Annotated in this window: 11 protein-coding genes; 6 read left to right on the top strand and 5 right to left on the bottom strand. The window is 66.9% G+C overall.

Going from position 1 to position 12,467, the window contains the following annotated elements; translation table 11 throughout:
* Nucleotides 1-28 precede the first annotated feature (28 nt).
* Both GO592_RS01445 and GO592_RS01440 read left to right on the top strand, forming a co-directional pair.
* Nucleotides 29-937 carry an amidohydrolase family protein gene (locus GO592_RS01445; protein WP_039953115.1) on the top strand — a complete coding sequence of 303 codons (909 nt, stop codon included), beginning with the start codon at nucleotides 29-31 and terminating at the stop codon, nucleotides 935-937.
* Nucleotides 938-1,017: 80 nt separating this feature from the next.
* Nucleotides 1,018-1,908 carry an alpha/beta fold hydrolase gene (locus GO592_RS01440; RefSeq protein ID WP_007301562.1) on the top strand — a complete coding sequence of 297 codons (891 nt, stop codon included), beginning with the start codon at nucleotides 1,018-1,020 and terminating at the stop codon, nucleotides 1,906-1,908.
* 9 nt (nucleotides 1,909-1,917) lie between these two features.
* On the opposite strand, the gene GO592_RS01435 is transcribed toward GO592_RS01440, so the two are convergent.
* The 4 genes from GO592_RS01435 to GO592_RS01420 form a co-directional block, all read right to left on the bottom strand.
* The gene (locus GO592_RS01435; protein WP_007301563.1) at nucleotides 1,918-2,373 is read right to left on the bottom strand and encodes a hypothetical protein; all 456 of its coding nucleotides are present in this window, start codon (nucleotides 2,371-2,373) and stop codon (nucleotides 1,918-1,920) included.
* 5 nt (nucleotides 2,374-2,378) lie between these two features.
* On the bottom strand, nucleotides 2,379-4,325 hold the full coding sequence (locus GO592_RS01430) for a primary-amine oxidase (RefSeq protein WP_007301564.1): 1,947 nt from the start codon (nucleotides 4,323-4,325) through the stop codon (nucleotides 2,379-2,381).
* The gene (locus GO592_RS01425) at nucleotides 4,322-5,815 is read right to left on the bottom strand and encodes an APC family permease (protein WP_007301565.1); all 1,494 of its coding nucleotides are present in this window, start codon (nucleotides 5,813-5,815) and stop codon (nucleotides 4,322-4,324) included. Before GO592_RS01425 ends, GO592_RS01430 begins: the two co-directional genes overlap by 4 nt.
* Nucleotides 5,816-5,984: 169 nt before the next feature.
* Entirely contained in the window at nucleotides 5,985-7,490 is a 1,506-nt protein-coding gene (locus GO592_RS01420) for an aldehyde dehydrogenase family protein (protein ID WP_007301566.1), read from the bottom strand.
* Between the two features lie 422 nt (nucleotides 7,491-7,912).
* Here GO592_RS01420 and GO592_RS01415 point away from each other — a divergent pair, with 422 nt between their 5' ends.
* Nucleotides 7,913-9,367 (top strand): APC family permease, encoded by a 1,455-nt coding sequence (locus GO592_RS01415; RefSeq protein ID WP_172651640.1) that lies wholly within the window; start codon nucleotides 7,913-7,915, stop codon nucleotides 9,365-9,367.
* Nucleotides 9,364-10,119: an IclR family transcriptional regulator gene (locus tag GO592_RS01410; RefSeq protein ID WP_005260968.1), complete on the top strand. Its 756-nt coding sequence runs from the start codon at nucleotides 9,364-9,366 to the stop codon at nucleotides 10,117-10,119. The genes GO592_RS01415 and GO592_RS01410 overlap by 4 nt, the downstream gene beginning before the upstream one ends.
* Before the next feature lie 2 nt (nucleotides 10,120-10,121).
* On the opposite strand, the gene GO592_RS01405 is transcribed toward GO592_RS01410, so the two are convergent.
* Nucleotides 10,122-10,982: an SDR family oxidoreductase gene (locus tag GO592_RS01405; protein ID WP_007301568.1), complete on the bottom strand. Its 861-nt coding sequence runs from the start codon at nucleotides 10,980-10,982 to the stop codon at nucleotides 10,122-10,124.
* Nucleotides 10,983-11,135: 153 nt separating this feature from the next.
* Here GO592_RS01405 and GO592_RS01400 point away from each other — a divergent pair, with 153 nt between their 5' ends.
* Complete coding sequence (locus GO592_RS01400; protein WP_007301569.1) at nucleotides 11,136-11,993, top strand: SGNH/GDSL hydrolase family protein; 858 nt, start codon at nucleotides 11,136-11,138, stop codon at nucleotides 11,991-11,993.
* Nucleotides 11,994-12,069: 76 nt separating this feature from the next.
* Entirely contained in the window at nucleotides 12,070-12,369 is a 300-nt protein-coding gene (locus GO592_RS01395) for a hypothetical protein (protein WP_007301570.1), read from the top strand.
* The last annotated feature ends 98 nt before the right edge of the window (nucleotides 12,370-12,467 follow it).

Below are 12,467 nucleotides of genomic sequence, written 5' to 3'. Positions count from 1 at the left end.
CCGATCCCCCGTCGACAACTGAAATAGGCTGTGTGAGGTGGACATTGTCGATGCTCATCATCATTTCATCAACCTGCCCGACCTCGCGTACCCGTGGATCGACAGTCGCCCACCCCCGCTCACCGCCTTGCTGCCGAACTACTACGACGCTGCGCACCGGTACCTGCCGCACGACTATCGGGCCCAGGTCGAGGGAACGCCCGTCACGGCCTCGGTCGCGTGCGAATTCGGTGCTGCAGACGGAATCGCGGAGGCCGTCTGGGTTCAGCATTGCGCCGACCGTGTCGGTGTTCCGAACGCCTTCATCGCGGCCGTGCAGCTCGATTCAGGCGATCTGACAGGCGTTCTCGCGCGATACCGGGATCTCCCGGTGGTCCGGGCGGTGCGTCAGCCGCTGTACTGGGCGGCCGACCCGATCAAGCGCCTGGGTGCGCGCGGCGACTACCTGTCAGACCCGGCCTGGCTGCGTGGATTCGAGCAGGTCGCCGATGCGGGGCTGGTGTGGGATCTGCTCGTCTACGACGAGCAGCTACCCGCCACACACGAACTCATCGCCGCGTTTCCCGACACCACGTTTGTATTGGAGGCGGCCGGTTGGCCGGTCGATCTCACTGCCGAGGGCTTCACCCGTTGGGAGGAACGCCTCACGGCGGTGAGTCAGTTCCCGAACGTCGTCCTCAAGTTGCAGGGAATCGCCCTCATTTTCGGAACATCTCTGGAAGCGATCGGTCGGTGGGTCCGGGCGGCCCTCAGCATCTTCGGCGCCGGGCGATGCATGTTCGCCTCTCACTACCCGATCGACCACCTGCTGTGGGATACCGAAACCATGGTGTCCACCGTCCAGGCAGCACTCGGCGACTTGCCCTCGACAGAACAAGCACTCTTCTTCGGCGAAACCGCACGACGGGTGTATCGCCTGCCCGCCGGTGACGCCTAATATGAGGGAGATCGGAGTACCTGCAGTTTCGACGCCGCCAATCCAGTTTCGGGTTCCGGCCCACACTGTGAGGAGTCCACGTGACGCGAGAGGGAAGTATCCGGGTCGGCGACCGGACCATCACGTATCTCGAAGCCGGTGACCCGGGCGGGCCACTCGTGCTGCACAACCACGGGGGACCCTCGAGCCGACTGGAGGCCGAACTGTTCGACCCGTATGCGAAGGCCAACGGACTGAGATTCGTGTGCGCGGACCGGCCCGGCATGGGCGGGTCAGACCTTCAGCCGGGCCGCACCTTCGAAGGCTGGACCGATGACCTCCTGCTGCTGGCCGACTCCTTCGGCGCACAGCGATTCGCGGTAACCGGCTGGTCCGAGGGTGGACCGTGGGCCCTGGCGGCCGCCGCGTATCTGGAACCCGCGCGCCTGGTCGATGTCGTGTGCATCGCCGGTGGCAATTACGGAACGTTCGGATCGAACTGGGCCGCGAAGTATCTCAGTAGCGTCGACGCGCTGGGCGGCCGCCTGGCGCTTCACTTCCATCCCGGTTTCACACTCATGTACGACGTGCTCGGTATCGGTGCCACACATTTCGCGGATCGTTACGCGAAGGCGATCACACAGTCGGCGTGCACCGCGGATCGGGAGGTGCTGGCTGACGAGAAGGTCCTCGGCGCGTTTCTGAGGGCAGGGCGCGAATGCTTTCGACATGGCGCGGACGGACTCGTCGCCGACGCCACGATGCTGTACAAGGCCTGGCCGTTCGACGTGACGAAAGTGACGCGCCCCGTGCACTTCTGGCAGGGAAGCGCCGACACCCTGGTGCCTGAGATCATCAACAAGACGGTAGCGGACAAGACCCCGGGCGCCGTCTGGCACCCGATCAGTGGTGGTGGTCATTTCATTGCCGTCAGTCACGCGGACGACATTCTCGCGTTGGTAGCGAATCATCTTGCGCCAGCCGAACACTGACGCTCTTCGTCAGGCCGGGACGTCTCGGGCGTCGAGCCGAGTCTGGTAGAACAGCACCGTCACGGCGACGACCGCTTCGAGTGCGGCCGTCGCGAGCGCCGCCACCATCGGAGTCGACATCGAATGACCCATCGGAGCCGACGCCCCCGCATGCATCGCGTGCCCGTGGTGGCCGCCGCCACCGGAACCGGGACTCATCACGGTGACGTGCAACGCGATCATGCCGACGTTCATCAGCGCGACGAGACCCCAATCCCGGTGCGAACCACGCATCCACAGGTGCCGTGCGCAGTACAGGCATCCGAAGGTCATCGCAACGGTCACCAGGGCGACCAGCGGCGACGACGTCGCATGCTCACCGAACGACGCGGCGTGGAGCCCGGCCGCGGCGACCGCGAGGGCCGCGGCCGCCCGCCGCAACCAGTGGCTGGTGCGGCGGGCGATCGGAGAAAAGACGGCGGACACGACTTCTAGCCTTCGCAGCAGTGCTTCACGGTGCTCGCCGGCACGTCGAGCGCGGGGTTGCGGTCGAAGAATCCGACCGGCTTCAGCGTGAACCCGGCATAGTCGACCGGCATGACCGGCCAGTCCTCGGGCCGGGGGAAGTGCGTCAGCCCGAACGTGTGCCACAGCACCAGGTCTTGCCCCTCGATGTCCCGGTTGCCCGCCACGAACGTCGGCAGACCGGCCTGGCCCGGGTGCTGGTTGACGAAGTCGCCTGCGGGATAACGCTCGGACTCGTCGTATTGCGTGACCCACAGGTGTTTGGTCGCGAACGCGGCACGGGAGGCGATCGAACTGGACGGGTCGGCCAGGAGCACCGGCTGACCTTCGGGGTGCAGCGCGTACCCGACGTCCTGACCGAGCCGGTTCTGCCTGGTGGGATTGGTGATGTGCCAGACCCGGGCCTTGAGGTTGTCGGCGGTGCGTTGCCCCTCGGATTCGGTGGTCAGCTTGGTTTTCTGGCAGCGGAAGGCATTGCCCCACGGGTTCTCCGGGCCCATCGGGACGGGCACGGCATCCACTTCCTCGACGGTGTTCACATTGCCGTCGACGGCCATGTCGAGCCGGGCGGAGAAGAGGTGCTGGTGGAACGGGGCGCCGAGGCCGGGTGCCATCTGTGTGGAGAATCCGTCGGCACCGCGGTAGGCGGAGGTGAAGACGATTCCGGTGGCCTTTGCCTCGAGTTCGATGGTGCCGTCGAGGTAGAGGTACCAGTAGAACCCGTAGTCGTAGTTACCGATGGTGAGGAAGAACGAGATGACGAGGCGGCGCGAGCGGCGGGTCTCGGTCATGCCGTTGAACATGTCCGTGTGCTTCCACAGGACGCCGTAATCCTCCTCGTGGAGGCAGATCGCGTTCTTCATGACGCGCGGGTCACCGGACTCGTCGGCGATCGTGACGTCGAAGTACTGGATCTCACCGAGACAGTCGCAGCCGAGTTCGAGCGAGTTGGTGTACCGGCCGAACAGGTACTCGCCCTGATCGAAGTAGTTCTGCCAGTATCGAACCGGGGACGGATCGGCGTAGGGAACCACCATCTCGGCGATCGAGGCACGATAGATCACGGGACGTTCCACTCCCCCGTCGTCGAACGAGAGCTGGTGCAGCGTCAAGCCCTCGCGCACATCGAAACCGAAGCGGAACTTCCAGTCGGCCCAGGTGATCTCGTTGCCGTCGACGGAGAAGCTGGCACCTTCGGGTTGAGTGATCTCGATGGGTTTGAGGTCGGTGCGGGTGGGTGTGGCGTGCGGTTCGGCGTTCCATTCGCCGCGCTCGGCTGGGACGGGAAGCTCGATCTCGTCGACCACCTTCACGACGCGACGCTCGGTGAGGTCGACGTACGCCACGACCCCGTCGATGGGGTGCGCCCACGGCAGGTCCGCCTTGTCCTCCTGGTGGAAGGCGAGGACGCGGACGATGCGGTGCCCGACCTCGTCCTCGTGACCGAACACGCCGGCCGACAGGGGAACCGCCCGGACCTTCGACGGTTCGATGCCGCGCTTGGCCATCGCCGCGAGCCAGTCGGAGCTGCCGAGCAGGAACGCCTCGATGTCCTCGAACTCCTCGTCGAGGATCGGCACGTGGCCGTCGGTGGCGGAATCGACGGTGGTCGAGCTGATCACGCGGTTCTCCGTCACCGACACGACGAGGTCGGTGCCGATGCCGGTGGAGCGATCGAGCAGCAGGATCCGGGCGCGTCGCTCGATCGGGTCGCCCGGTGTGAACGCGAGGACCGTGGACTTGTGCGGCTCGGCGAGTGCGACGAAGACGAAGCGCACGTGCTCGCCGATCAGTCCCTCGTCGGTGAGGAGCGCTTTCGCCGACCGGATCTCGTCCGCCGACAACGGAGTGAGCGGATGGTCCGGGGTGGCGGAACCGATGGCGGCCGGGGTCTCGGTGGTGGCGGTACTCATCGTGCGATCTCCTTGTCGATGATGGTGTCGTTCGTGTCGTGCTGCGGTAGAGCGGTGTCGTGGCGTGCGGCGTGGGGTCGGAGCACGGCGACGGCCGCTCCACCGGCGAACGTTCCTATGAGCAGGACCCCGATGACGGCGGCGAGAGTGCTCGACCCGCCGACGAGAAGGGGAAGGTTGGCGACGGTCATGATCAGAAGCCCGGCCAGGCCGACGAGCCCGAGCAGTGGTGCGATCACGGTGTTCCACACCCGCCGGTCCACCCGGGTCCGGCCGAAGTAGACGAGGACGGCGACGGAGGTCAGGGTCATCAGTGCGACGATGCCGACCGAGGACACACCGGCGAACCACGCGAACACCTCGGTCACCGGATCGAGTCCGGCAACGGCGGACGCGACGATCAGGACGAGAGCCGACGCCGTCTGCACGACCGACGCGATGTACGGCGACGCGTGCTTGACGTGCGAGCGGCCGCATCCCGCCGGCAGGGCCGCACTGTTCCCGAGGGAGAAGATGTACCGGGAGAGCACGTTGTGGAAGGACAGCAGGGCGGCGAACAGGCTCGTGATCAGGAAGATCTGGACGAGGTCGCCGGCGATCGCACCCACGTAGCGGGTGGCGGTCTCGGTGATCATCCCTTCCGGATTCTCGGTCGCGACGGCCACGGCACCTTCGTCGCCCCACGCGCTGACCATCGCCCAGCTCGACAGTGCGTAGAAGCCGCCGATCACCAGCAACGCCAGGTAGGTGGCCCGGGGAATGGTGCGGCCCGGGTCGCGGGCCTCGTCCCGGAAGACGGCGGTCGCCTCGAAGCCGATGTACCCGGCGATGGCGAAGATCAGTGCGATGCCGGGTGCTCCGGAGAAGAACTCGGCGGGGTGGAACGCCGCCGTCGAGAATCCCTCGCCGCCGCCGCCGCCCCGGACGATGACGGCGGCGTCGATGACGAGGACGATCCCGACCTCGCAGACGAGCAGTACGCCGAGCACCTTGCCGGACAGGTCGATGTGCCGGTATCCGAGGATCGCGACCACGGCCGTCACGGCCAGGGCCCACACGTACCAGGGAAGTTCGGGGCCGCCGTGAGCGGTGACGAAATCGTTGACGGCGGCTCCGATGTATCCGTACACCGCGCCCTGGACTGCCGTGTAGGACAGCAGCGCGAGGAATGCGGAGCCGAGACCGGCATGCCGGCCCAGGCCCTGTGTGATGTAGGTGTAGAACGCGCCGGCGCCGGGGAGGTGCTTGGCCATCGCCGTGAATCCGACGGCGAAGAACAGCAGTACCACCGTGCAGACGATGTAGGACGCGGGGTAGGCGGCGCCGTTGCCCGCTGCGATGCCCAGAGGGACGGTTCCGGCGATCACGGTCAACGGGGCCGCCGCTGCGACGACCATGAACACGATGGCACCCGGACCGAGAGTGCCTGCCAGTCTGCGAGGGGTGCCGTCGCTGACCGCACTCGAGTGCGTGGGGGCGTTGGTTGTCATGGTTTCCTTCGACTTTCACGAGGAGAGGGTCTGCGTGGATGCTCCGCGGTGAGCTCTGGGACGAGCATGCGACTGCGGGTTGTCGGCGCAGTTGCCGAAGCGTCACAGTCCGTCGACAGCAAATGAGAACGCACGCAGGACGATTCTCATTCGGGTCCGGTCGAGATATCTAGAGGGCGATGTTGACGGACTTGCTCTGGGTGTACTCGGCGATGGCACCTTCACCGAGTTCGCGTCCCCACCCGGACTGCTTGTAGCCGCCGAACGGAAGCGCCGTGTCGAAGGCATTGTGGCAGTTCACCCACACCGTGCCCGCCTTGATCTCGGCGGCCACCTCATGGGCGCGGGACACGTCCCGGGTCCACACGCTGGCGGCGAGGCCGTAGGGGGTGTCGTTGGCGGCCGCGCGGACGCCGTCTTCCCGGTTGAACGGCACCGCCACCGCGACGGGGCCGAAGATCTCCTCCTGGTACACGCTGGAGTCACGGTTCACGTCGACCAGCAGGGTGGGCTCCACGTAGAAGCCGGTGTCGCCGTGCCGCTGCCCACCGGAGAGCGCGCGGGCACCGTCGGCGAGTCCGGCGTCGATGTATCCGGTGACCTTGCCCAACTGTTCCTCGGAGATCAGCGGGCCGATGTCGTTGGTGGGGTCGAGTCCGGGTCCGATCTTCTGCGACTTCGCGAAATCGGCTACACCGGACGTGAATTCGTCGAAGATCCGGTCTTCGACGAGCAGACGCGTTCCGGCCGTGCAGGCCTGGCCGTGGTTGAACAGGAACCCGCTTGCCACGCCTGGGATCGCAGCCTCGAGGTCGGCGTCGGAGAAGACCACCTGCGGGCTCTTGCCACCGAGTTCGAGGGACACCTTCTTCAAGTTCCCCGACGCGGCATTGACGATCTTCTTTCCGACCTCGGTCGAACCGGTGAACGCGACCTTGTCGACGTCGTCGTGGCTCGACAGCGCCGCGCCGATGTCGCCGAAACCGGTGAGCACGTTGAACACGCCGTCGGGGACGCCGGCCTCGGCGATCACCTGGGCGAGGAGCAGCGCGGTGAGCGGTGTCTGTTCGGCAGGCTTGAGGATCATGGTGTTCGAGCAGGTCAGCGCGGGTGCCACCTTGAACGCGGCCATCACCAGCGGGAAGTTCCACGGGATGATCTGTGCGCACACACCGACCGGTTCACGGGTGGTGAACGCGTGGAATCGGGCTCCGGGCGCCCACGGCACCGACACGGGGATGGTGCGGCCTTCGATCTTGGTGGCCCAGCCGGCGTAGTAGAAGAAGATCTCCGCCGCCCACGTCACGTCGACGGCCTTCGCCACCGCCACGGACTTGCCGTTGTCGATCGACTCGAGCTGCGCGAACTGATCGGCCCGGGCCAGAATCCCCTCGCCGATCTTCCAGAGGATCCGCTGACGTTCCGCGGGGGTGAGCGAGCGCCACGGCCCGGACTCGAAGGCCCGCCGGGCCGCCGCTACCGCCCGGTCCACGTCTTCGATTCCGGCGTGCGGCACTGTCGTGATCACCTGTCCGGTGGCGGGATCGACCGTCTCGAACGTCCTTCCCGACGCGGAGTCCACCCATCGGCCGTCGACGAACATGCGCTTCGGCGACGAAACGAAGTCGACGACCAGGGGGTCGAGTCCGGCGGGGGTGTGAACGACTGCAGTCATCATGTCCTCTTCGATGGAGTGAATGAATCTGTGAATGAATCCGGCTTCTGCAGAGCACTTTTGGCGGAAGATTTCGCCTCGTCGTGCTGCGGCCTGAACCCACGATAAACCCCGAATGTGTCGCCGGTCACTACTAATTCCGGATGGGAATCAGCGACTGCGGCATTCTCATTCGACTTTTCCGGCCACGATGGCGCCGATTCTCATTCCGGCTTTTCGGTTCGGTGCAGCTGATCCGCCGTGTGCGCCGACGCAGGCTCCGGAATCGGGAACGCATTCTCCGGCCATTCTCATTCGAGGTGATCGAAAATTAATTCCGATCGGCGCATCGCGCTCGTCTCCTGCGCTAGCGTGCAACTCATGCAGCCCCGGGTTGATCACTCGCGCGGGGCCGGCCGGAAAGTGTGGAGAGCAGGTGCGTGGTGTCCGGTACACCGAGAATCAGAAGTAGATCACCGGTCGCCGGTCTCGAGCGGGCGCGTCTGAGTTTCGTCCAGGTGCTCGGGCAGTCCGTTTCCGCGGTCGCACCGTCGGCCGTGATGGTCACGCTGCCTGCTCTCGTCATACCCGACGCGGGCCGGGCGACCATCGCGGTGTTCGTCGCGGCGGCGATTCTGATGACGGCGGTCGGCTACTGCATCGGACAGTTCGCCACCCGGATGGTGGCCGTCAGTGGTCTCTACAGCTACATCGTGAAGGGACTCGGGGCGGTGCCCGGCTTCGGCGGGGGCTGGTCGCTGCTCGTCGGCTACGCGGCCGCCGCCATGGCGAGCACACTCGGTGCCGCGAGTTACCTCGCCGCGCTGCTCGGCCGAGTCGGGCTTCCGGCGGGGTCGCCCCTCATCGCGGTCCTCGCGGCGATCGTCGGACTGCTCGCCCTTCTCCTCATGGTCCGGGGCGTGCAATTGTCGGCGCGGATCATGCTCGCCATCGAGGTCTTCGCGATCGTGGCCGCCTCCGCCGCGCTGGTGGTCGCGTTCGTGCAATCGGTCCGCGAGGGCGCGACCCCGTCCGCGGGCGGCGCGAAGTCAGGATCCGCGGTCGGGTTCGCCGTACTGCTCGCGATCACGTCGTTCGTCGGATTCGAGAGCGCGGGCACGGTGGCGCGGGAGGCCCGCAACCCGTTCGTCGCCGTCCCGCGCGCCATCCGGTGGACCCCCGTCGCGCTGGGCGTTCTGTACGTGTTCGCGGCCGCCCTGCAGTTGCCGGAGCCGGTGCGGCAGGGAGTCGACTCGCTGCCGATCGTCCTCACGTTGCCCGACACGTCCGGCGCAGGTTCGTCGGCGCTGTCGATCGTCATGGAACTCGGCATCACCGCCTCCTGGTTCGCGTGCGTCCTCGGTTCGACGACGGCGCTGTCGCGCACCCTGTTCGCGATGGGCCGCGAAGGGGTGGTTCCGCGTGTGTTCGGCCGGACGCACCACCGGTTCCACACTCCGCATGTGGCGTTGACGGCCGCGATGCCGGTCGTCGTCGCGGTGCCCGTCCTCTATCTGTTCGTCAGCGGTTCGAGCCGCGACGTCCTGATCGGACTCCTCGCCGTGTCCGCCCACGGCTACGTCCTAGCGTACGTCCTGCTGTGCGTCGCGACGCCGGCGTTCCTCCGGCGGATCGGCGAACTGACTCGACTTCCCGTGATCGTCGGCGTGCTGACGGCGACGGCGATGGTCGCACTGGTCGGGTGGGCGGCGTTCTCGCGGACGTATGTCGCGGGCGCGGCGACCGCCGTCTACGTGCTTCTGATGCTTGTCGGCGCCGCGGTCTTCGCGATCCGCGCGAGGCGATCCCCCGGAATCGGAGAACGGATGGGTGTGTACGACGAGGCCGTGGCCGAAGACCTGCTCGGCCGGTACCGACCGTGGGAGGTCCGCCGGTGAGCGCGGACGACCGAGCCCTGTCGGGGCGTCAGCCGAAGGCCGTCACCAGCGCCCTGCGGGTGCTCGAGGAGGTGGCCCGGGCCGGCTCGGGTGTCACAGCGAAAGACATCGCGGCCCGCCTGTCGATGCCGTCGGCGACGACGTACCGCCTGCTCAACATCCTCGTGGGCGAAGGTTATGTGGTGCGGCTCCCCGACCTGTCCGGGTTCGCGCTGGGCCAGAAGATCGGGATCCTCGTCGACGCGGCCGTCGTGCCCACGGTATGTGCGGCGGCGCGTGAGGTTCTTGCCGAACTGCGACTGTCGGTGCGCTTCGGGGTCCACCTGTTCTTCTACACCAACGTCGCCGTCCGCACGGCCGACGCGGACCCCGAATACCCGCCGCCGGAGGACGAGTCGTTTCTCAACCAACACCTCTACGCGTGTGCGGTCGGCAAGCTCCTTCTCGCGGAGAAGTCGGAACTCGAATCCGTGATTCCCCGTTGGGAGCCACGGGCGCTGACGGCCCGCACCATCGTCGTAAGGAGCGAGCTGCTCGCGAATCTGGACCTGATCCGGAGCCAGGGCTTCGCCACCCAACTCGCGGAACTCCAGGACGCGTCGGCCTGCGTGGCCGTCCCCGTCCGGTCCGGAACGGGGGCCCTCGTCGGCAGTCTGGCACTGTCGGGACATGTCGATCACGAACACCTCATGCTGCGCCACGTCCCGTCGCTGCGGGAGCATGCGGAGCGGCTGGCACCGCTGATGGCGTAGCGCTACGGCGTCCGCGACTGACGGGCGAGCCGGCGGTCGTAGTCGGCGCGCCCGACGGGGTCGACGGCAGTGAGCGCCCGCCGGTCGTCGATCAGACGGCGGCCGAGATCGAGGAGACGCTCCGGGACCACGGCGTCGATCAGATCCCACCCGGCGAGGTACCCGGGCACGGCGGTTTCGGCGCGACGATGGTCCAGCGTCCGGACGATGGCGTCCGCGACGTCCTCCGGGTCGACGGTCGGCATCCCGCCGCCCAGCGGCACACCCGACGACAGTCCGGTGCGCACCGCGCTGGGGAGTACGGTGCTCACACTGACGCCGGCGGGAGCGAACTCCGCCCGGACGGAGGCGGAGAGCCCCACCGCCCCGAACTTGCTGGCGTTGTAGACGGCCATGCCGGGCACGGGCAGCTTGCCGGCCATGGAGGCGACGTTGACAATGTGCCCACTCCCGCGCTCGACCATGCCGGGCAACACCATTCGCATCCCGTGCAGCGGACCCCACACGTTGACGTTCATGGTCATCCGGCTGGTCGCGTCGGATTCCTCGAGGAAGCCGCCGAGCGGCATGACGCCGGCGTTGTTGATCAGCACGTCGATGCGGTCGCAGTCCGCCAGCACCGCATCGACGAACCGCCGCCACGACTCCGCGGAGGCGACATCCACGGTGTACGCGCGGGCGCCGATCTCGGCCGCGGCCTCGTCGGCGACCGCGCGATCGAGGTCACCGATGCACACGGTCGCGCCCCTGGCCGCGAACAGTTCGGCGGTGGCGCGACCGATGCCCCGCCCTCCCCCTGTCACGACGACGACAGCGCCGTCCAGGTCGATCACGGGATAGTTCCGGCCGCCGAAGATGCTCATATTTCGGAGACTAGCAGTATCTGAGTTACGTCGGTAGGTCGAATTTCCTCCGAGTCCGTCGAAGCCAGGCGATATCCGGTGCGCGGAAATAAGATGAGTGATGACGAAAAACGCGCCGGCCCCACACCATCCGGTCGTCCTCGAAGCCCTCCCGTGAAGTCGACTCTGTCGTCGATCCTCGCCGGGTGCGTGGTGGCGCTCGCACTCCCGTGGGCGCATCTCGCGGTGGCCGACGCCGCGCCCGACTCCGCCATCCGGTACGTCGCGTTGGGTGATTCGCGAGCCACCGGGTCGCTACACGATCCGTTGTCGATCCGAGACGGGTGCTTCCGCACAGCCGACGCGTACCCGCAGATCGTCGCCGACACCCTGCGCGCGGAATCGTACGTCAGCAGGGCGTGCGCGGCAGCAAAGACCGAAAACATCACGGAGAAACCACAATTCACCATCACCGGACCTCAACCACCGCAGATCGGGGCACTCCAGCCGGACACGACGCTCGTCACCGTCAGCATCGGGGGAAACGACATCGCGTGGTCGTCGTTGGTGGAGCCCTGCTACACGCTCGCCCCGGGGCTCGACGCGAACTGTCGCTCCGACGCCACCACGGCCCGGCGCATGAACGACGCTCTCACCGTGCTCAGCCCGAAGGTGTCCGCCACCCTGGCTGCGATCACCGAGAAGGCCCCCGCTGCGACCGTGCTCCTGGTGGGGCACGGCGGCATCTTCGGCGACCGCGGTTGCTGGCCCAACATCCCCACCAGCGATGCCGACGCCGCCTTCGTGGTGCAGTTCTTCGTGAGAATGAACAGCGTTCTCGCCGACGCGGCACGGAGTAACGGCGCGTACTTCGTCGACGTGGCCGCCGCCGCGGTAGGGCACGATGCATGCGCCGGATCCGATCTCCGGTGGTTCGAAGGCCTCGTCCCCCGATCGTTCACGATGCCCCTGCACCCCACGCACGAAGGGCTGAGGGCAATGGCGGCACTCGTCGTCGCGACCCGTCCATGACCGGCCTGGTCGCGCCATTCCCTACGTCGTCAATTGGACCGACGACGCCGGAGCGAAGTTCCTCGACCAACCGGGGTTGACGCTGACCCCGTTCGCCACGGCACAACCTGTCAGCAACATCCCCGGGCGTGCCCAGATCAGCACTGAACTACTCGCCGACACCGATGCCGATCTCATCCTGGCAATGAGTTCCAACGGCGCATTGGAGAGTCTGGAACAGCAGCCGGCATTCCAATCGCTCGGCGCCGTCGAGCGCGGCGCATACGTGCCGCTGGCACCGACGCTGGCACAGTCCATCGCCCTCCCCTCACCGCCCAGCCTCGATTGGGCACTGGGACAGTTGGTTCCACTCCTCGACTCCGCCGTGCAACGTTAACGACCGCGGAAGCCACTCCCGACACGCTCGTCAATCCATCCGTAAGCACGTCGATGCACCGCCGCACTACTGGACATCCGACCCAGTGGCGCAGGCGT

The sequence above is a fragment of the Rhodococcus sp. 21391 genome, assembly GCF_016772255.1.
GTDB lineage: Bacteria > Actinomycetota > Actinomycetes > Mycobacteriales > Mycobacteriaceae > Rhodococcus_F > Rhodococcus_F opacus.
The sequence above is the reverse complement of the archived record's forward strand: the minus strand, read 5'-3'. Positions and strand labels throughout refer to the sequence as shown.